This is a genomic window from Pseudoglutamicibacter cumminsii (assembly GCF_016907775.1).
Taxonomy (GTDB): Bacteria; Actinomycetota; Actinomycetes; order Actinomycetales; family Micrococcaceae; genus Pseudoglutamicibacter; species Pseudoglutamicibacter cumminsii.
Window position 1 is genome coordinate 1,164,267 of the sequence record NZ_JAFBCO010000001.1, and the last position, 20,705, is coordinate 1,184,971.

Genomic DNA, 20,705 nt, shown 5'->3' on the forward strand with positions numbered 1-20,705 from the left:
GCACCACGGACAAAAAGACATGACGCCTCCCGCCAGACCAGCCAGGTGGCAGCAAGTGTGTGAGTGTGGTAGAAATAGAACGCTATTGCAAATGAGTCTCAATAGCGTTAGATCTATTCTCCACATTAGAAAGCGCACAGTCATGCCGCCATTAGGGAACAAGGCTCCAGCGTCGAACGCCACGCCAGTTACCACCGCCGCGCCAGCCTTCAGCGCCAAGAAGCACGTGACCAAGGGCGTCAACGCCCGTCTCGCCGCCACCTCAGGTGTACTTGCCCTGCTGCTCGCGGGAGTCGCGCCAGTGGCGGCACACGCTACCGATGCTCCAGACAACGCATCAGCGATCGCTGCCACCACGGATAACTCAGCGGCGAACAACGCGACCGCGGCACCAGCAGCCGACCACCTGGTCCTTGAAAAGGGCCACGTCGACGCGTTCAACGTCACCGCATCCAACGGTGCCCTCAAACTCAACTTGAAGGAAGACGTCACCGGATCCCACGTTCAGCGCGACCCATCCAAGGTCGAACTGCACGTCAAGGACGCGGCCAAACAGACCATCCCAGACGGCTGGCCAGGCGCCGGCCAAAGCTACTTCCTGCCTCAAACGCAAGACCACAACCTCCTCTGGCCAGGATGGGACACCCTCGGAACCCAGGGAGGCGGGGTCGACAAGCACATCGACCTCGAATTCACCGCGGTCAGCGGCCCCGGCAAGGTGTATCTTTTCGGCACGAACGGCTTCGGAGGGATGGAGCCGCTGTTGAAGGGCGGCGCGACCGAGCTCAAAGCCGGCGCGGTGCGCGAACAAACCTTCCCAGCCCACACCCACGCGAACTGGGCGTTCACCAAGCCAGGCCTGTACAAGATCACCGTCAAAGCACGCGGCATCGCGAGCAAGTCTGGTGCCACTGTTGAATCAGAAGAGCAGACCTACTACTTCACCGTAGGCTCCAAGCACAAGGGAACAGCCTTCAAGAAGGCTGAACCAAAACCGCAGCCTGCACCAGAGAACCCTACGCCAGCCCCTGAGGAACCAAAGCCGTCGCCTCAGCCTGAGAAGCCAAAGCCGACGCCTCAGCCTGAGAACCCGGCTCCGGAAAAGCCAAAGCCAGAGCCAGAAAAGCCACAGCCAGAGCCTGAGAAGAAGCCTGCGCCAGAGAAGCCGAAGCCAGCGCCGGCTCCGGACAAGCAGAAGCCAGCGCCGGCTCCGGAAAAGCAGAAGCCAGAGTCGCAGAAGCCGGCCGTGAAGAAACCGGCAGAAAAGCCAGCTTCCGAAAAGCCCGAAGCAGTAGCACCATCGAAGCCAGTCGCTGAAGATGCTGGAGCTCCGGCAGCAAACGCGCCTCAAGCTCCGGCATCCCCAGGGGCAGCTCAGTGCATGCCAGTTGAGGAAGCGCGCGAGGCAACCCAGCAGGAAATTGAGGCAGCAAACTCGGGCGGACAGCAGGGCAAGACTCCCGCAACCACCGGAAGCGCGACCAAGGGTGGAACCTCGGCGCTCGGCGCATCGGGTCTGTTGCCGATGTCGCAAGTCAACGGAAGCGCGACGGTTCCAGCTAACTCGCACGTGCACCCGAACTGGGTGTTCTCCAAACCGGGCACCTATACGGTTCAGATCCGTCAGACCGCAACCCTCAAGAGCGGCGGAACCACGTCTGCTCGTGCAACCTTGCGCTTCAACGTTGGCCCAGGTGCCGCGGGTGCAACCAGCGGGCACTTCGACCTCGGCTCGCAGCTCAACGGCAAGACCCTGAAGGCATCCCTCAAGGACGACCGCAAGCAGCCAGCCGCGTGGATTGAACCAAGCTCGATCACGTTCGCACTCGGTGACGCGGCACGCGTCGCCGCGCCAGCCGGCATCGAATTCGTTGCACCGAAGGGCTCCAACGTGTGGATGGTCCCATCCACCCAAATCCCGGGTGTTCCATGGATCGGCGCAAACACGATGCACCCATCCCTCAAAGACACCACGGGCCCTGTGACGTGGACGCTCGAATCCGTGAGCGGTCCCGGTAACGTCGCGGTCTTTACTTCCGGCAACTTCGGCCAGATCGTTGGCCAGCGCTGGTTCAACTCGACCGCGGGCGCCGCAATGCCGGGCAAGCAGCCAGGCACACAGCCGGGTAACGGCTCGTCTACCCCTGGTTCCGCATCGGGCACTGAAGGCTCAAAGCCGACCGTGACCGTATCCGGCATCGCGAAGGACCAGAAGTCTGCGAAGAAGGGTCAGCTGTTCAAGAAGGGCAACAAGGTCATGGTTGTGGACACCGTTGGCCGTACCGCCGACGGCAAGCCATGTGCGCTGCCTCAGGCTAGCGGCGGTTCGCTTGCACGCACCGGCGCGGACGTCGTCCACATGGGTGTAGCTGGCGGCCTCCTCGCGGCAGTCGGTGCGGGAGCGTTCATGGTGCTTCGCCGTGCACGCAACGCGGAGTAATGCGTGAACCAACACCAAACGGATAACAGCCAGCAGGCCGCAAACGAGCCTGTACCTCAGCGGGGGCTCTCGCGGCGATCGTTTATCACGCTCGCTGTGGGGGCCGCCGCTGCGGCTGTTTTCCTCCCGGGGACAACAAGCCGCGGCCTCGAGAGCGGGGGTCTGCGGATCGTAGCGACCACCGGGATCCTCGCGGACCTCGCCCGCAACGTTGTCGGGGAACACGCCCACGTGAGTGCGCTCGTCCCGGACGGCGCTGACCCGCACTCGTTCGAGCCGACCCCGCGGGCGATGCGCGACATCGCGCTCGCGGACCTCGCGTTCTCGAACTACCTCATGTTGGAAGAACAATCGATCATCCGCGCGATCGACGGGAACATTGGCGCGGACGCAACCCACATTGCGCTTGCAGAGGAGGCCTCGGGTTACGGCGCGGAAATCATCCCGCTCGTGGAGTCCCGCTCGCTGGATGCCGTGTGGCTCGGGCTGCGGGTTGCAACAACAAGCGCGGATGCCGGTAGCAAGCTGACGCCGGGAACCAAACGTGGAGACGCGACGCGCTTGGGTCTCGTCTCGGCCGACGGCCCGGGCACGGTATTCGCTTTCGTGACGGGAACGTTCGGGCGGCCGGAGAAGGTCTTCGACTCCTCCTTGCCAAAAAACTCGCGAGAGAACATCACAAACCTCCCGCCGGGCGCACACACTCACATGTCGTGGGCGTTCACCGAACCGGGCGTCTACACGTTGCGCTTCCGTGCAACCCCTGCCGCCAGCGGGACGCTGGGCAATAAACAGGGCGACAACAGCGACCAAGCCGCCGATGTGTCGGGCATTGTGGCCTCGACGTTGCGGATCGCTGTTGGCGTGAGCCCTGACAAAGCTACCGCTGACATGCCGGCGGGGACAGCGGGGGCTGAGCCCCGCATCGTCAGCAAGGGGCATGCAGACATCACGGCGGACATCGTGAACCGTCGGCTCGTGATGCGTGTGGATGAGCCGAAGCCGGAGGACATTCCGCTCGAGAACACGGTGATCCACGTGCCACCGAAAGCGCTGCAGCCGATCCCGGCTGACCCCGCGTTCAGGTTCATCGGCCGCCCGGGAACCGACGTGTATCAGCTCCCGCAAGCGGTACTCGGCAAGCACGTGCACGGCGAAATCGACCCTCACCTGTGGCACGACGTGGCCAACGCGCAAGCCTATGTTGAGGTGATCCGCGACCAAGTGATCAAGAAAGACCCACGCAACGCGTCCCGTTACCGCAGCAACGCGTCGGCATACATTAGCCGGCTCGACGAGGTGGACGATTACGTTGCCCGCTCGATCAAGTCCATCCCGGAGCGCAACCGGAACCTCGTGACGACGCATGAGGCGTACGGGTACCTCGCCAACCGGTACGGGCTGGACGTTGCGGGTTCGGTTTCGCCTTCGCCGGGGCAGGAGCCCTCGCTCGCGGAACGCCGGAGGCTCGCCGCGACCTTGCGCGATCTCAACGTCCCGTCAGTGTTCATCGAACAAACCGCGGGCACCACGGCGCAATCGTTGCGGGACGCCGCGAAGCTGGCTGGGGTTGGTGTCGCGCCGATCTGGGGTGACGCGTTCAGCCCTGGCGTCAACACGTACGAACTTTTGATGCGCGCCAACGCGGATTCGCTCGCGCGCTCGCTCGGCGGGAAGCCGCTGGGTGATCACGATGCGCCCGGCCGGTAGCCGCGGCGCCTCACCTACCGTTGGTCGGCGGTAACCGCTGGCGGCCGGCCCTACATACTGCTGAAATCTGGAACTGATAAGGACACTCACGATGCTGAAGTTACATACGCTCAAGCCTGCGGGCAGGCTGTCGGCTCTTTTGTTGACCGGCGCGCTCGCTTTCGTTCTCGCTGTTGCTGGGGCTTTCGTGGGCGTTTTCGGGCAGGCTTCGGTGGCGCACGCTGAGCCGTCGGATGATCCGGCGCTCGAGCAGACGGTCGAATCGGATGAACGCACCGTCACGGGCGAGCCAGCTGTTATGGACGTGGGGCACGCTGATCTGGGGATGCGTCGCGTGGATGGCGAATGGGTTTTACAGGTTCGTGATGACCGCACCTCGCCTGCGGTGTGGCGCAACCTTGAGGACGTTGTGATTCAGGTGCACGACGCCGGCAAGCAGCAGATCCCGGACAGCGGCTACGAATTCACCGGCGCTAAAGGCGGCGAGGAAGCCTGGGTTGTTCCGCAGGTTGAGGTCTCCGGTGTGGTGTGGCTGGGCTGGAACACCCAGGACCCTGAGCTCATCAAGCACGCCGAGCGTGGCGTGACCATGAAGTTCAGCAAGGCCGAGGGCCCTGGCCAGCTCACTCTGTTCCTGCAGCCGGGTAACTTCGGTGACCCGCAGGTGCTGGTTGACAGCTCGAACCTCGCCGAACACAACAGCGTCTTCATCGAGAAGAACACGCACACTCACGCGAACTGGGTTTTCACGAAGGAAGGCCAGTACACGACTGACCTCACGATGACCGCCGAGGATAGCGAAGGCAAGAAGGTATCGGCCTCTGCATCACTGGTGTTCGCGGTAGGTGACGCTACGGATACCGATGCGGCGCACGAGGCCGCGAAGAAAGCCAACAGCGGCGGTAAGGAAGCGGCCGGTGACGGCGCTAGCAAGGGCGCATCGACTGAAGCGGGCGAGAACAAGCCGGCGGGCGCATCGTTGGCATGGTGGCTGGCCGGCGGTGCGGCTGTGGTGATCGCGGTGGGCGTGGTTGTCGGCGTGGTGCTGCAGCGCAAGCGCCGCGAAACCGAAGAGAAAGTGTGGGGCAGCGGTGCTGACGAGTGAGAAGAAAGCGCTGAGTGCCCGCAAAGCGCTGACGGATGAGCAGGCGTTGAGGGAACATCACGCGTTGCATCACGGCAACACGGTGCTCGAGGGTTGCGATGTGTGCGTCAACCTGGGGCAGCGGCCTGTTCTGGAGGGCGCCTCGATCAGCGCCGCCGCGGGGGAGATCCATGTTTTGTTGGGCCCGAATGGTGCCGGTAAGACGACGCTGATGCGTGCGTTGCAGGGGCTCGTCCCGTTGGCGGGCGGTTCGGTGAACCTAGAGGGCCGTTTGGGTTATGTTCCGCAGCGGCACGATATCGACTGGACGTTCCCCGTGACGGCGGCCGATGTGGTGCGGCTTGGACTGGTGCGTTCGGTTTCGCGGTGGCGGCGGCTGGGTGTTTCGCACATGAAGCGGGTTGCTCACGCCTTGGAGCGGGTTTCGATGACGCACTTGCGTGACCGCCCGATCTCCGAGATGTCTGGTGGTCAGCGGCAGCGGGTCATGATCGCTCGCGCGCTGGTTCTGGAGCCGAGCGTACTGTTGCTCGATGAGCCGTTCACAGGGCTGGACATGCCAACCCAAGAGGAGCTGTCCGCACTGTTCGTTGAGCTCGCGCGGCAAGGGGCGGCGATCGTGATGTCTACCCACGACCTCAGCCACGCCCTCACCATCGCGGACCGCGTGACGCTGCTGAACCGTACCGTGATCGCGGAAGGCCCGCCGCGTAGCCTCAACGATCCGAAGCTGTGGCAACGCACCTTCCAGGTCAGCGAAACCTCGCCGCTGCTAACGCAAGTTGGCGCCTTCACAGGCGCCGCCGCGTCGGACGGCGCGACTAAGCCAGCACCGGTGCCGATGACCAAATACAACGCAACCACCGCATCGGAGGGGGTGACGCATTCATGCTGACGCCGCTGGATTTTCTGCAGGATCTGTTCAACCCGCAGCTCGCGTTTCTGCCGAAGGCGCTGGTTGTTGCGACGTTCTCCGCGCTCGTGTGCGCCGTGGTGGGCACGCATGTGGTGTTGCGGGGGATGACGTTCATGGGCGACGCGATTTCGCACGCCGTTTTCCCGGGGCTCGCTGTGGCGTTCGTGTTGCAGGGTTCGCTGTTGTGGGGCGGGCTGATCGCCGGCGTGGTGACCGCTGTTTTGATTGCGGTGTTGAGCCAGAATGAGCGGCTGCGCTCGGATACGGTGATCGGTATTTTGATGGTCACGATGTTCGCGATCGGTATCGTCGTGATGTCGCGCGCGCCGGGCTATTCGGGCAGCCTCAGCACGTTCCTGTTCGGTTCGCTCACGGGTATCCCGGACTCGGCGCTCGTGACGACAGTGGTGGGGTCGGTTCTGATCTTGGGCGTGCTGGCTGTGTTCCATCGCGACCTGATGATGGTGGGGCTGGACCGCGGTTATGCCGCGGCGATCGGCATGCGGGTCATGCTGTTGGACATCGTGTTGGCGGTTGTGGTGACGCTGGCGGTGGTGATGAGCGTTCAGACGATCGGTAACATCCTGGTGATCGCGCTGCTCGTGACGCCGGCGGCCGCGGCGCGGATGGTGTGCGACCGGATGGTTCCAATGATGCTCACGGCGGCCGGATTCGGTGTGCTGGGTGCGTTCGTGGGGATCTATGTTTCGTGGTCGCTGGATGTGCCGACGGGCGGCGCCGTGGTTCTCGTGTGTGCCCTGATCTTTGTGTTGGCTTGGCTGTTCGGGCCGCGGCACGGTGTATTTGCGCGGCGGGCACCTCGATTGATTGCCGAGCGTTATAAATCCCAGCCAAATTGATATTTCAGTTCCTATTGATTGCCTCTTATTCTTAAAGAAGAGCAATCAAAGGAGGCGGCTGTGGACATTAAATCGTTGAGGTACTTCACGGCTGTTGCGCAGACCCTCCACTTCGGCGAGGCCGCAACGCGGCTCCACATTGCTCAGCCGGTGCTGTCGCAGACGATCTCCCGGCTTGAAAAAGAGCTCGGCACCACCCTGCTGAACCGCACCACGCGCAAGGTCGAACTCACCGAGGCCGGCGCGTACCTCAATCAGGAGGCCCGCCGCGTGCTCGCGGACGTCGATGCGATGATCGATGGGGTGCGCAACATCGCTAACGGTTCGGCCGGGATTATCCGCATCGGCTTCACCGGAACCACCGGTTTCGCTCAGCTCGCCCGCATCAAGCAAGCCGTGACCGAGGCGCTGCCGAACATCACGCTCGAAGTGCATACGGACCTGTTGACCCCGGCGCAGCTCGAACAGATCCACAACGGCCACCTCGACATGGGTATCCTGCGTGGCAACACAACGGACCCGGCGCTGGAAACGTATCCGCTCGGAACGGAACGCCTCGTGGCCGCGATGCCGGAAGGGCATCCGCTCGCCGCACCAGACATCGAGCCTGAGCTCAAAGACTTCGCGGGCGAAAACTTCATCGCTTTCGGCGATCCGCGTTCCAACGTCAACGCCCGCGGCGTGGCAAGCTGCCATGCCGCAGGCTTCACGCCGCACATCGCGCACACCGCGCCGGGCACGGCGGGACTGCTCGCGCTTGTCGCCGCGGGAGCCGGGGTCGCGTTCATCCCCGAATCCGTGCAGGCGCTCCAACCGCAAGGCGTGGTGTTCAAGACCGTGCCGGGAACCCTGCCAACCGACCTCGCGCTAGTAACCCGCGCCGGAACATCCAGCCCCGTGATCAAGCACGTCATCCAAGCGTTAGTCAGCACCGACGTCGTAAGCGACGCCGCGGCAGGCGACGCGGTGGGCGGCGACACTGCAGACGCAGACGCAACCAAGGTTTTGAACTCTTAACCAAACTTACGTAGGACTCACTGAAGGGAGATCGATGTGGCACAGACACGGTTCCATGAATCCGCGCTCGCCGCAGTAGAAGGCATCAAGGACGGTTCGACTGTTCTGATTGGCGGTTTCGGTATGGCGGGTATGCCCGTCACGCTGATTGACGCGCTGATTGAGCAGGGTGCGAGCGACCTCACGGTCGTATCGAACAACGCAGGCAACGGCTATACGGGGCTCGCGGCGCTGCTGCAGGCGGGTCGCGTACGGAAGATGGTGTGCTCGTTCCCCCGCCAGTCGGATTCCTATGTGTTCGATGAGCTGTACCGTGCGGGCAAGATCGAGCTTGAGGTGGTGCCGCAGGGCAACCTCGCTGAGCGTATGCGTGCCGCTGGCGCGGGCATCGGCGCTTTCTTCTGCCCGACCAGCTACGGAACCCCGCTCGCGGAGGGCAAGGAAACCCGCGAGATTGACGGCCGTAACTATGTGCTGGAGTACCCGATCAAGGGCGATGTGGCGCTGATTCACGCGGAAACCGCGGACAAGATGGGCAACCTCGTGTACCGGAAGACGGCGCGGAACTTCGCGCCAGTCATGGCGACCGCGGCAACCCGCACGATTGTTGAGGTGAACAACGTGGTTGAGGTGGGCGAGCTGGACCCAGAGAACATTGTGACCCCGAAGATTTACACCGACGACGTCCTCGACTTGTCGGCCCTGCCAAAGGAGGAGACCGCAGCATGAGCCAGGACAACGTGAAGAATGAAGCCGTAGGCGCTGGCGTGGAGGGCGCCGACGCGGAGCGCGGCACGGTTGAGCACACCGACCGCGGCCCGCTGGAGAAGACCGAGATGGCGCAGATCGTGGCCCGGGACATCCCGGATCACTCGTTCGTGAACCTCGGTATTGGGCAGCCGACCCTGGTTGCCGACTACCTGGATGCGGATTCCGGCGTGACGCTGCATACGGAGAACGGGATGCTCGGCATGGGTCCTGCGGCCAAGGATGATGAGGTTGATGAGGAGCTCATCAACGCCGGTAAGATCCCGGTGACGGAGCTGCCGGGGGCGAGCTTCTTCCATCACGCGGATTCGTTCGCGATGATGCGCGGCGGCCACCTGGACGTGTGTGTTCTGGGTGCGTTCCAGGTTTCCGGTGGCGGCGACTTGGCGAACTGGTCCACGGGCGCCCCGGATGCGATCCCAGCGGTGGGTGGCGCTATGGACTTGGCGATCGGCGCTAAGGATGTGCTGGTCATGATGACGCTGTTCACCAAGGACGGCAAACCGAAACTGGTCCCGGAATGCACCTACCCGCTGACCGGTACCGGGTGTGTTTCCCGCGTGTACACGGACCGCGCGATCTTCGATCTGACCGACGACGGCGTGGTTGTTCTGGAGACGTTCGGGATGAGCTTCGACGAACTTCAGGAAGCCCTCGACATCGAACTCAAGCGAGCATAGTTAGCGCTTGATGAGTTAGCGCTCGATTACTTAGCCCGAGAGGCGGCGGCGGGGCCGGCTTGGTTGCGTACCAAGCCGGCCCCGTTGTTGTTAGGTGGAGGCTTCTGTCCTTTCCTCAATATCGTTAAATGTGAGGATCTGTGTGACCTTATAGTTCTCGAGAGAATGGTCATTATTCCTTTGCAGATCCCGATCAAGTCCCGAAAATTGATAATGCTTGAAACTTTCGACCACTACGGATAATGTGATCTATATCACAGGTTAGGGGGTGATTGTATGAAAACTCTTCGGAAGGTAAAAGCTCGCTTGCGTGGCCAAGGGCGAATTGTTTGTCTGGCCTACTCGAAGCAATATACCTGGTAAAGTTCTCGTTTCTTCGGGAGGGCCGGGTCATCCGAGCCCTCCCGTTGTTTAGGTGAATTGGAGAGCACTATGCCTGTGAGAGGGCCAGATTTTCCGAGACAGTCGTTATGGAAGCACATGGTCGAGTGGCATGAAAAGTATGGCGAAGCTAAGACGCCGGTAAAGCTTGAAACGGGCCCGTGGTTAGTCACGGATGAGGCCTTAATAAAGGCAATATTGCACGACCAAGCGAACTACGTGGACGAATCAGCGTTTCTGCGGACACGCAATTTCTTTCCACTGCCGCACGATCAACGGGTAAGAGTCCTTAAACGGTTTATTGGCCTAGCATCGCCGGCAGTAGAGCAGCTGCCTGAGTTTCTTGATCAACAGTTCAAGAGACCACGTACGCTAAGGATGCAGTCAGACGGAATCTGGCTTATGTACTCTTTGTACAAAGATAGGATCTTCGATCCGCGACGGGCATCTGATTTCAACAACCACGTTGAATACTACCTTGGTAGGAAGACTGTACGGGACGACGTGCAAGGTGCTTTCTGGCGGTTGAAGGGTAAGGCTCGAGACGAGCTTGATCTGAAAGTTGGTGAACTTCTAGATCAAGAAAACCATGTTGCCTACGATGATCTCGTAACGATAGTTAATGACGTTGAACTGGAACTCCTACCGGCCGAAAAGAGTGAGCTTTTTCTTCGCTTGGTGCAGTCGTTAGTAGCCTTCACAGGTGCCGCTTTCGAGGTTGCTTTCTACTTTTTGGCAGTTAACCCATCGTGGCTTCAGTGGCTTGACAACGAACTCAAAGCCCGTGCGTTCATTCTGGAACTTCAGCGCTTGTATCCAACTGCCTGGCGACTTACCAGGACCGCGGCGAGAGACCACTATCTCAACGGTGTTTTAGTTGCGGAAGGAGACGAAGTGATTTTGGGACACAGCGTTGCTCAAAAGTCTATTGAAGCATGGGGGCGCGACAGTGAAATTTTCGACCCCGAACGCTGGGTACAACAAACACAGAATCGTCTATTGACTTTTGGGGCTGGCCCAGGAGTATGTCCAGGTAAAAATATCGCTATAAAACTTCTAACGCAGGCAGTACTTTGGGTGGGCACGAACGTCTCTGAACTTCAAATAAATAGTCCTGCTCAAGAGCCATATGTGCGGTCGATACTAGCCGCGCCGCGTGCGGAACTAAACTTTCACCGGAAATGAGTTGTCATGGGTGTGGTTAATCGCAGGTTGCGGTTGGCGAAAGCTTCGAACGCTGCTGACGCGTTTTTCGGGCAGGCTTTTGGGCCGTGGATTGAGATTGTCGCGGTTGCCCTCCTCGCCGCTAGCGCGTGGCAGATGGGTCTACTTAACGCGCTGACCACTGTGGCGTTCATGGTTCTGGGCATCCCCATCGGCGTTTTCGTTGACCGTTTCGAGGCAGTACGGGTCTTGAAGCTCGCGCTCGTGGCGAAGGTTGCGCTCGCCGCAGTGCTTGTCGCGGTGGCGGTGAGCGGGCATTTGACCATCCCGTTCCTGCTGGCGTTCGCGACCGTCATGGGTATTGTGACGGTCGCGACTGAGACCGCTCAGGTGTCCACGGTCCCAGCGCTTACGGATCATGACGGGCAGATCAGCCGGACGGTCGCGAACATCGCAACCTGGGACAGGATCGCCTCACTTGTTGCGCCGGTCGCCGTCGCTTACGGCGTCACGATGTTGGGCGCTAACTGGACGCTGCTCGCGGCCGTCGGTTTCGCGGTGCTCGCGATGATCCTCGCGCTGTTCATCGCGCGGCCGGGCGTGATGCAGGCTGTGCGGGATGGGGCGGAGTCGGGCGAGGTCGACGCGGATGCAGATGCCGATGCCGGGGCCGAGCAGACCGCCGGGCAGGCACCCGTGAAGCAGTCGTTTTGGGAGCAGGTCAAGGATGGCTGGTCGGTGCTGGTTGCTGACCGGCAGTTGGCGGGTATGACGTGGCTTTCGGCGTTCACTAACGCCGGTTTGTCGATGGGTGCCGCGGTTGAATCGATTCTGGTTATCCAAACTTTGGATTTGGGTGTCGAGTTTTACGGCATTCTTGGTTCCTTGGCGGCTGTTTCGGGGGTTGCGGCATCGTTCGTCTCGGGCCGTATTGCTGATGCAGTTCCGGTCAGGAAACTGTACGTGTGGGGCGGCATGGGGCAGGGCGTTGCCGCGTCCTTGCCGCTGTTTGCGTTGTTGGCGCCGCAGGCGGCCGTGGTGCTGCTGATTATTCACACGATGGCGTGGGGCATCATCCTGACTATCACGAACGTGGCCTCGCAGATCTATGCCGCGACCACCGTCGAACAGCGCCTGCTTGGCCGGATTTCTGCGTTCCGCCGCACACTCACGATGGGTTTGGTTCCGATCGGCAGCATTGTCGGCGGTGTCCTTGGCACGGTTGCCGGCCTGTGGTTGCCGCTGCTTTTGTGGCCGGTTTTCACGCTGTTCGGTGTGCTGATCTACATGACGTTGGATCGTCGCCGCGGCCCGGACACGGCCTAGAACCTCTTATAGCCAACGACAGCGGGGCCGGCTTGGTTGCGTACCAAGACGGCCCCTTTGTTGTTGTTCGTATAGGATTCAGGATGTTGTGTTGCAGATCACAGGGGGCTGTCGTTAACTGGGTCCCATTGCTAGAAATGAGTTGTCATGGGTGTGGTTAATCGCAGGTTGCGGTTGGCGAAAGCTTCGAACGCTGCTGACGCGTTTTTCGGGCAGGCTTTTGGGCCGTGGATTGAGATTGTGGCGGTTGCCCTCCTCGCCGCTAGCGCGTGGCAGATGGGTCTACTGAATGCGCTGAGCATGGTGGCGTTCATGGTTCTGGGCATCCCCATCGGCGTTTTTGTTGACCGTTTCGAAGCGGTCCGCGTCTTGAAGCTCGCGCTCGTGGCGAAGGTTGCGCTCGCCGCAGTGCTTGTTGCGGTGGCGGTGAGCGGGCATTTGACCATCCCGTTCCTGCTCGTGTTCGCGACCGTCATGGGTATTGTGACGGTCGCGACGGAGACCGCTCAGGTGTCCACGGTTCCGGCCCTTACGGATCATGAGGGGCAGATCAGCCGGACGGTCGCGAACATCGCAACCTGGGACAGGATCGCCTCACTTGTTGCGCCGGTCGCCGTCGCTTATGGCGTCACGATGTTGGGCGCTAACTGGACGCTGCTCGCCGCTGTAGGTTTCGCGGTGCTCGCGATGATCCTCGCGCTGTTCATCGCGCGGCCGGGTGTGATGCAGGCAGGGGCGGCCGCGGCAGAGTCGGGTGAGGGCGACGCGGATGCAGATGCCGATGCCGGGGCCGAGCAGACCGCCGGGCAGGCACCCGTGAAGCAGTCGTTTTGGGAGCAGGTCAAGGATGGCTGGTCGGTGCTGGTTGCTGACCGGCAGTTGGCGGGTATGACGTGGCTTTCGGCGTTCACTAACGCCGGCTTGTCGATGGGTGCCGCGGTTGAATCGATTCTGGTTATCCAGACTTTGGATTTGGGTGTCGAGTTTTACGGCATTCTTGGTTCTTTGATGGCTGTTTTTGGGATTGCGGCGTCGTTCGTTTCGGGCCGTATTTCTGATGCCGTGCCGGTCAGGAAACTGTACGTGTGGGGCGGCATGGGGCAGGGCGTTGCCGCGTCCTTGCCGCTGTTTGCGTTCGCGGTGCCGCAGGCGGCCGTCGTGCTGCTGATTCTTCACGCGATGACGTGGGGCATCATCCTGACTATCACGAACGTGGCCTCGCAGATCTATGCCGCGACCACCGTCGAACAGCGCCTGCTTGGCCGGATTTCTGCGTTCCGCCGCACACTCACGAGGGGGTTGGTTCCGATCGGCAGCATTGTCGGCGGTGTCCTTGGCACGGTTGCCGGCCTGTGGTTGCCGCTGCTTTTGTGGCCGGTTTTCACGCTGTTCGGTGTGCTGATCTACATGACGTTGGATCGTCGCCGCGGCCCGGACACGGCCTAGAGCCCCTTATAGCCAACGACGCCGGGGCCGGCTTGGTACGTAACCAAGCCGGCCCCGGCGTCGTTATGGCGGCAGCGCCGTTCTGGCGCCCGCGATGCAGCGGCAGCCGCCGCGCCGATTTCTACAATTTTGATGCCGAAGGTTAACTGAGTTATTTGTGGACGGGGCGGATCGCCAGGTTTTCAATCATCGCCTCCGGCGTCGCATCCACCGCGAGCCGGACCGTCGCGGCAACCGATTCCGGGCGGATATACAGCGAACCGTCGTAGTCGTGGTTACCGTAGGACGCCTGCAACTCCATCTGCATGTCCGTATCCACGCGGCCCGGATGGATTGAGGTAACCCGCACCGCGCCGCGTTCCTCCTCACGCAACGCATCCGAGAATGCACGCAGCGCGAACTTCGAACCCGAATACACCGCAGCCCCTACGCCGGAGAAATATCCGGAACCGGAGTTGATCGTCACAACCTGACCACCCGCAGCACGTAGCGCCGGCAGCAACAAACGCGTCAGCTCAGCGACCGCGAAAACATTGACCGCGAACACCCGCTCATACACATCCCACGGGGTCTCCGCGACGGTCTCGCCGTCAGCCACACCCGCCGAATGCACCAGAACATCCAACCGCGCGCCAGCACCGCCCGCACCGCCGCCACCGAAGCCGGCGTCCGCAACCGCGCGAGCAATCGCGTCTTTACCAGTCAGTTCGGCGATGAACGGGCGGGCACCCGGGAACTCGGCCAGCACATCGGCCAGTGAATCCTCACTAGAGGCACCCAAGATCAGCTCATGCGTCGAGGCTAGCTCGCGCGCAATCGCCAACCCGATGCCACGCGAAGCACCCGTGATCAACGCAACCGGCTTGTCGGAATCATGTGAAGTAGTCATGCAACCAACGTAGCCGCTCAGTGCTCGGTAAGAAACCAGCGCTTGCCAGGGACCCGCGTCGTCCTAACACCGGCACAGCCTGGGGTTCCTGAATCCGCGCCGTCCGCCTAGGATGAGGTGCACATCACTTTGCTGAAACGCCTGAAGCGTCTAGAGCGCCTGAAGCGCCCAGGGCACCTAAGCACCCAGGAGGTTGGGCATGGCTAAGCCGAAGATGCAGGAGCATTTGGAGAATCTGCGTCCGGATCCGTCGAAGGGTCGTGACGTTAAGCAGAAGTCGCCGGGGGAGTTGGACCCGGCTGTTGAGACACGCACGGTTCAGGTGCGTTGGGGTGGGCTCGTGCTCGGTGTGGCGTTGAGCTTGCTGATCTATTTCATCCTTCCGGATTCGATGTCGCATAACTCGCGACTGACGGCCGCTACCGCGATTGTGATGGCGGTGTGGTGGATGACGGAGGCGCTACCGATCCCGGCTACGGCGTTGTTGCCGCTGATTATTTTCCCGGTGTTAGCGCAGCCGATTCAGGCGGAGGGGAAGGACCCGAAGCCGGTCACGTTTGACATGGTGGGTGCCTCGTATGGTTCCAACACGATCTTCCTGTTTATGGGTGGCTTCTTCCTCGCGTTGGCGATGCAGCGGTGGAATTTGCACCGGCGGATCGCGTTGGCTGTTTTGCGGGTGATGCCGAATAAGCCTGGCGCGATGATCGCGGGCTTCATGATCGCGACTGGTTTCATTTCGATGTGGGTTTCGAACACGGCTACCGCGGTGATGATGTTGCCGATCGGTATGTCTGTGTTGTCGCTGGTGAATCAGATTACGCACAACGATGATGCTCACCCTAAGACGGGGTCGATTGCTTACGATGCGGAAGGCGAACCGGTCAGGTCGGCTGTTGACTTGATTCGCACTAAGTTCGGTTCCGCTTTGATGTTGGGTATCGCGTATGCGGCGTCGATTGGTTCGCTGGGTACGTTGATCGGTACCCCGCCGAACGCGTTGCTTGCGGGCGCGATGAGTGACCGTTTGGGTTTCACGATCGGTTTCGCTCAGTGGATGCTGGTGGGTGTCCCGATTTCGGTTGTGATGATGGCGGTGACGTGGTTCCTGCTGGTCAAGGTGTTGTTCAAGCCGGAGATCGACGAGATCCCGGGTGGCCGTGAGCTGATTCGTTCTGAGATGAGCAAGCTTGGCCCGATGTCGCAGGGTGAGATCCGTGTGATCATCGTGTTCATCGCTACCGCGCTTGCGTGGATCATCATCCCGACTGTCGCTCAGTTGACCGGCGGTAAGGCGATCATTTCCGATGCGGGCATCGCGATGGTCTCTGGTGTTGTGTTGTTCATGATGCCGGCTGGCGCTGAGCGTGGTGTGCGTTTGTTGGATTGGAAGACGGCTAAGGAACTTCCGTGGGATGTTCTGTTGCTGTTCGGTGGCGGTTTGGCGTTGTCCAGCATGTTCACGCAGTCGGGTTTGACGGACGACATTGGTGGTTTCGCGGCTCACTTGAACGGTGTCCCGCCGATTCTGATTGTTGCGGTTTTGGCTGCCGCGATTCTGTTCTTGACGGAGTTGACGTCGAACACGGCTACTGCGGCGACGTTCATTCCGGTGTCGATCGGTATCGCTACTGGTATGGGTGTGGATCCGTTGCTGTTCGCGGCACCTGTCGCGTTGGCGGCGACGTGCGCGTTCATGCTTCCGGTGGCGACGCCTCCGAACGCGGTCGCGTACGGTTCCGGTTACGTCACCATTGGGGAGATGATCAAGGGTGGCTTCTGGCTAAACGTCATCGGCATCGGGGTCGTTACGCTTGCAAGCTCGACCTTGCTTGTGTGGGTGTTCGGCCTCGCGCTGTAGGGCAACGTGACCTTATAGAAGCGAGCTGACGTCGTCAGCATCTGCTTTAGCGGTCCCGCAACCAACGTTGGTTGCGGGACCGCTTTTCGTTGCTGATGCCTCCGCCGGGTATTGTTGGAGGTTCGTTCATCGAAAAGAAAGAACAGAACATGGCTGCCGAGACTTCCGGCGAAGCAACATACGGTACATCGCTGACCAAAGCGGAGCCGTACGGTACAGAACAGATCCCCGATGTCGAGAGACACGGCAGCCCGCGAAGCCAGTTCACGCTCTGGTTCGCCGCGAACATGGTGCTCGCGGTTATGGTATCTGGTTTCTTCTCCGCGCAATTTGGTTTGTCAGTCATCCAGGGGTTGACCGCGGTCGCCACAGGAACGTTGTGCGGCGTGCTGGTGATGGGGTTGCTGGCCGGCATCGGTAGCAAGCTGGGCGTCCCGCAGCAGGTTCAGGGCCGCGGCCCCATGGGTTTCTACGGGAACTACCTGCCGATCACCCTGCTCACCATTGTTTCCGCGATCGGGTGGACGGCCGTGAACACGGTGTTCGCGGTGATCGCGCTCCAAGTGTTGGTGGACATCAACTTTGCGCTCGCCGCGGCACTCATGTTCGCGGTGCAGGCGGTCTTTGCGGTGTGGGGCCACAACGTGGTGCACGTCGTGAACAAGGTGGCGACCGTCGTGCTGACGGTGTTGTTCCTGGTGATCTCTGTGCTTTCGATGCGGGAGGCTGACTTCACGCTCGCTTCCAACCCCGATGCGGGCAGTTACATGGGCCCGGTAGCGGGCTGGGTCACGTTCGCCGGTTTCTTCTTCGCGTACGTGATGACGTGGACGCCGTTCGCATCGGACTTTTCGCGGTATCTGCCGCGCCGCACCCCGCATTCGAAGGTTGTGCTCTATACCGCCGGCGGCAGCTTTCTCGCGCTGACCTGGCTGGGTAGCATCGGTGTTCTGGTTTCCAGTTTCGCGGGTGAGCTGGATGCGATCCCTGCCCTGGCGCAACTAACGGGTTCGTGGGCGCCGGTCGCGATGATTACCGTGGTGCTGTCCACGATCCCGGTGAGTGCGATGAACCTGTACGGCGGCGCGCTCTCGCTGCTGACGCTGAAGGTTCCTGTGAGCCGTATTGTTGCGGTGGTCATTGTGGCAGTGGTGAGCCTCGGGATGACTCTGCTGATGCAGGATGACCCGTACGGCGGTTTCTATAACTTCCTTTCGGTGCTCGCTTACCTGGTGGTTCCGTTCAGTACCGTGCTGTTGTTGGATTATTACTTGCGGATGCGTAAACCCGCTGTGGATAGCTCGGTGGAGTTGTATAACACTGGCCGCCGGTTCGAGTGGGGTTTCTTCGCGTGGATCGGCGGATGCTTGATTTCGATGCTGTTCTGGGACACCGAACTGCTGGTGGGGCCGTTCGCTGAACTGTCCCGCTCGGTGGGTGACCTCGGTTTCCTGGCCGGGATCCTCGGCGCCGGGGTGCTCTATATGCTGATGTATAAGATGCCTGTGCCGACGGGCCTGTTGCGTACGCGGAAGGCGGCCCGCCAACAGGCAGAAGCCGAGGCGGCCGCTGAAGCTGACGTCGCTGGCGAAGCTGACTCCGCCGTCGACACTGGCGCCGCCACTGAAACTAAACCCGCCACTGAACTGGAAGGTTGAGGATTGATGAGTACCGCATCGGACGCTTCTGTTCCGGCAACCCAGCAGCGTGCACCGCAGAAGGGGGCGCTGGTTTTTATTGATATGCAGAACATTTTCGCTGACCAGGCTGGTCAGTGGGGTGTCTCAAATTACGCCGAGGTTGAGCAGGCGATGGCGCGGCTGCGTGAGCGGGATGACTCGCCGGTGATTTGGACTCGCTTTGTGCGGGACCCGGAAGAGCATGGCGCGTGGGCTGACTATTACGACCGTTGGGACGAATGCCGCGCCGAGCCTGAATCCGCGGTGTGGGACCTGACCTCCCCGGTGCTCGAAGGGGACCGGGTGTTGTCGATGCCGACGTTCTCCAAATGGGGCGATGAGCTCGCTGAAATGACCAAGGACTATGACCGCCTGGTGCTGGCCGGTGTCGCGACGGACTGCTGCGTGATCGGGACCGCGCTGGGTGCCGTGGACGCCGGCAAGTGGGTTACGGTGCTGACGGACGCGTGTGGCGGCGGAACCAAAGAAGTGCATGACCAGGCGATGGCGATCATGGACTGCTTCAACCCGATGCTCACGCTCATGACCGTGGACGAATACCTAAACTCGTAGGCGGACTGGAACCCGTAGCTGGAGAGGACGTGGCCATTGTGGCTGGTGCACCGCGCTGGAAGACTGTGCTGTTCGATTTGGATGGGACGCTGATCAACACGATCCCGTTGATTGTGGCGACGTTCCACCGCACGTTTGAGCATTTCGGGGTGCAGGCCCCGGATGATGAGGTCATGAAATCGTGGATCGGGTTGACGTTGGAGGACACGTTCCGCCCTGTCGCCGGTGAGGACGCGGCCGATGAGTGGGTTGCTGTGTACCGGAAGTTCAACCAAGAGATGCATGACGACGCGGTGGCTCCGTTCCCTGGCGTGGACCGGGTGTTGGCTGATCTTGAAGCGGCTGGTTGCACCGTGGGTGTTGTCACGGCGAAGCTGCCGGACATGGCGCGCCGCGGTTTGCGGGTGTGTGGTTTGCCGGAGCTGAGCCCGCTGGTGGGTAACGGTGACGTTGAGCGGCATAAGCCGGCACCGGACCCGGTGTTGAAGGCGCTCGAGTTGGCGAGTGCTGAGCCTGGCGGCGGCCCGGGTGGCGCCGTGTATGTGGGGGATGCGCCCACCGATATTCAGGCGGGCAACGCCGCCGGCGTGGACACCGTGGGTGTGACGTGGGGCGCGGCAACGCGTGAACAGATCGACACCGCGCACCCAGGACAGGTCGCTACGAGCATGGCGGAGCTACACAAGATCCTGCTGCCGGGTGGTTGACGCACGCCGGCTGAGGCGGGTGCAGGTAGAAGCGTGGAACGGGTGCGGCCGAAGCCGCATCCGTTCCCTTTTAAGCGGTGTGTTTAGGTGCTGTGTTTAAGCGCCGTGTTTAGGCGCTGTAGAGCGGTGGGACTGCGCGGTCTGTGCGTTCCAGAATGAACCAGTAGTTGCCGCTTTCGGCCGCCCGCTGTTGTTGCGCATCGAGCGGTTGGAACTCGTCTTCGTCGACAACGCTGTGCACTGTCCACAGCCCCTCGGCGGTGAAGAGATCGTGCCAGCCCGAGATCGACAAGGAGAGCTGAAGCAGGAGTTCATCGACGATGAGTTCGTCACCGTTCCAGACTCGTACCCGTTCAGTTTCGAGGTCGTAGCCGTCGCGGGGTTCCCGCTTTGCCAGCTCCCAACGTACCGTGATGTTTTGGTATTCAGGGTTCTCGGCTGGGTCTCCGAAGCCTTCCCAATCGCCGTATTCACCGGGCTGGGGACGTTCGGTCAGGTCCGCGCCGAAGGAATCGAGATGGATCAGGTACTTGCCGCCGGTGGTCACGCTCATCGCGGCGCGCCGCAGGTGGGCGGCGACCAGCTCCGGGGTGGGTAGGCACCGTACGGTGTTGAGCGCGGAGAAAGCCCCCGGGTATGTGGGCAGGAGCGCGACCTCGGTGAGGTCGCCGAGGATCAGCCGCGGCGTGTGTTTCGTTTTCCGTTCGGCCGCTGCCTCGCTGAGGTGGATGAGTGCGTCGCTTGAGGAGTCGATGCCGTCCACTTCGTAGCCGCGCTCCAACAACGGAAGCAACACGCGGCCCGAACCGCAACCGAACTCTACGAGCCGGTCAGCGTTGGTGGTGGAGGTGATGAAGTCGAGTTCTTCGCTCGCGTCCCAGCCGAAGATGTTGTCGTAGAGCACCGGGTTATCGAACAGTCGGCCGCCGGGCGCCTCATAGTTTTCGGCGTCGCTTGGCGGTTTCGTGGAGTGAGCCACCATCTTGGCGACCTTCTCGTGTGGGCACGCCGACTGTGCGTGCGACTGGTCGCCGGCCTCGTCGTTCAGAGTGACTTTGGGCGTCCATGTGCCCTGAGGGGTTTCAATGATCAAGGAATCTCCTCGTTTGATGTGCGAAATCCTTGCACTAAAGAATAACCGCAACGAGCCGCTAACGACTAGGCCAGACCAGGCGGGGGCTGG

At 61.3% G+C, this 20,705-nt stretch carries 17 protein-coding genes; 15 read left to right on the top strand and 2 right to left on the bottom strand.

The features are described from left to right. Nucleotides 1-142: 142 nt before the first annotated feature. The 11 genes from JOD50_RS05360 to JOD50_RS05410 all read left to right on the top strand — a co-directional run bounded on the left by JOD50_RS05360 (nt 143) and on the right by JOD50_RS05410 (nt 13,813). On the top strand, nt 143-2,440 hold the full coding sequence (locus JOD50_RS05360) for a choice-of-anchor M domain-containing protein (protein WP_204880706.1): 2,298 nt from the start codon (nt 143-145) through the stop codon (nt 2,438-2,440). 3 nt (nt 2,441-2,443) lie between these two features. Beyond that, the gene (locus JOD50_RS05365) at nt 2,444-4,150 is read left to right on the top strand and encodes an anchored repeat ABC transporter, substrate-binding protein (RefSeq protein ID WP_204880707.1); all 1,707 of its coding nucleotides are present in this window, start codon (nt 2,444-2,446) and stop codon (nt 4,148-4,150) included. A gap of 91 nt (nt 4,151-4,241) precedes the next feature. Next, nucleotides 4,242-5,255, top strand: coding sequence for a choice-of-anchor M domain-containing protein (locus JOD50_RS05370; protein ID WP_204880708.1), 1,014 nt, complete (start codon nt 4,242-4,244; stop codon nt 5,253-5,255). Next, on the top strand, nt 5,242-6,150 hold the full coding sequence (locus JOD50_RS05375; RefSeq protein WP_338052028.1) for an anchored repeat-type ABC transporter ATP-binding subunit: 909 nt from the start codon (nt 5,242-5,244) through the stop codon (nt 6,148-6,150). The genes JOD50_RS05370 and JOD50_RS05375 overlap by 14 nt, the downstream gene beginning before the upstream one ends. Then, nucleotides 6,144-7,031, top strand: a complete 888-nt coding sequence (locus tag JOD50_RS05380; protein ID WP_204880709.1) for an anchored repeat-type ABC transporter permease subunit — start codon at nt 6,144-6,146, stop codon at nt 7,029-7,031. Before JOD50_RS05375 ends, JOD50_RS05380 begins: the two co-directional genes overlap by 7 nt. A gap of 60 nt (nt 7,032-7,091) precedes the next feature. After that, nucleotides 7,092-8,048 (top strand): LysR substrate-binding domain-containing protein, encoded by a 957-nt coding sequence (locus JOD50_RS05385; RefSeq protein ID WP_204880710.1) that lies wholly within the window; start codon nt 7,092-7,094, stop codon nt 8,046-8,048. Between the two features lie 36 nt (nt 8,049-8,084). Next, on the top strand, nt 8,085-8,777 hold the full coding sequence (locus tag JOD50_RS05390) for a 3-oxoacid CoA-transferase subunit A (RefSeq protein WP_204880711.1): 693 nt from the start codon (nt 8,085-8,087) through the stop codon (nt 8,775-8,777). A gap of 107 nt (nt 8,778-8,884) precedes the next feature. Further along, nucleotides 8,885-9,496 (top strand): 3-oxoacid CoA-transferase subunit B, encoded by a 612-nt coding sequence (locus tag JOD50_RS05395; RefSeq protein ID WP_233430864.1) that lies wholly within the window; start codon nt 8,885-8,887, stop codon nt 9,494-9,496. A 480-nt stretch (nt 9,497-9,976) separates the two neighbouring features. After that, nucleotides 9,977-11,062, top strand: coding sequence for a cytochrome P450 (locus tag JOD50_RS05400; protein WP_204880713.1), 1,086 nt, complete (start codon nt 9,977-9,979; stop codon nt 11,060-11,062). Nucleotides 11,063-11,068: 6 nt separating this feature from the next. Continuing rightward, nucleotides 11,069-12,367 (top strand): MFS transporter, encoded by a 1,299-nt coding sequence (locus JOD50_RS05405; protein ID WP_204880714.1) that lies wholly within the window; start codon nt 11,069-11,071, stop codon nt 12,365-12,367. A 147-nt stretch (nt 12,368-12,514) separates the two neighbouring features. After that, nucleotides 12,515-13,813, top strand: coding sequence for an MFS transporter (locus tag JOD50_RS05410; RefSeq protein WP_204880715.1), 1,299 nt, complete (start codon nt 12,515-12,517; stop codon nt 13,811-13,813). A gap of 151 nt (nt 13,814-13,964) precedes the next feature. Here JOD50_RS05410 and JOD50_RS05415 read toward each other — a convergent pair whose 3' ends face one another. Beyond that, nucleotides 13,965-14,702 carry an SDR family oxidoreductase gene (locus JOD50_RS05415; protein WP_204880716.1) on the bottom strand — a complete coding sequence of 246 codons (738 nt, stop codon included), beginning with the start codon at nt 14,700-14,702 and terminating at the stop codon, nt 13,965-13,967. A 199-nt stretch (nt 14,703-14,901) separates the two neighbouring features. Here JOD50_RS05415 and JOD50_RS05420 point away from each other — a divergent pair, with 199 nt between their 5' ends. The 4 genes from JOD50_RS05420 (at nt 14,902) to JOD50_RS05435 (ending at nt 19,522) form a co-directional block, all read left to right on the top strand. Continuing rightward, nucleotides 14,902-16,563 carry an SLC13 family permease gene (locus tag JOD50_RS05420; RefSeq protein WP_239541534.1) on the top strand — a complete coding sequence of 554 codons (1,662 nt, stop codon included), beginning with the start codon at nt 14,902-14,904 and terminating at the stop codon, nt 16,561-16,563. A 149-nt stretch (nt 16,564-16,712) separates the two neighbouring features. Continuing rightward, a complete protein-coding gene (locus JOD50_RS05425; RefSeq protein ID WP_204880717.1) occupies nt 16,713-18,221 on the top strand; it encodes a purine-cytosine permease family protein in 1,509 nt (502 codons plus the stop codon). A 6-nt stretch (nt 18,222-18,227) separates the two neighbouring features. Then, nucleotides 18,228-18,815: a cysteine hydrolase family protein gene (locus JOD50_RS05430; RefSeq protein WP_204880718.1), complete on the top strand. Its 588-nt coding sequence runs from the start codon at nt 18,228-18,230 to the stop codon at nt 18,813-18,815. Nucleotides 18,816-18,844: 29 nt separating this feature from the next. Then, nucleotides 18,845-19,522, top strand: coding sequence for an HAD-IA family hydrolase (locus JOD50_RS05435; protein WP_204880719.1), 678 nt, complete (start codon nt 18,845-18,847; stop codon nt 19,520-19,522). Nucleotides 19,523-19,631: 109 nt separating this feature from the next. Here the strand turns inward: JOD50_RS05435 and JOD50_RS05440 are convergent, their stop codons facing one another. Continuing rightward, nucleotides 19,632-20,615 (bottom strand): class I SAM-dependent methyltransferase, encoded by a 984-nt coding sequence (locus JOD50_RS05440; protein WP_204880720.1) that lies wholly within the window; start codon nt 20,613-20,615, stop codon nt 19,632-19,634. Nucleotides 20,616-20,705: the final 90 nt, after the last annotated feature.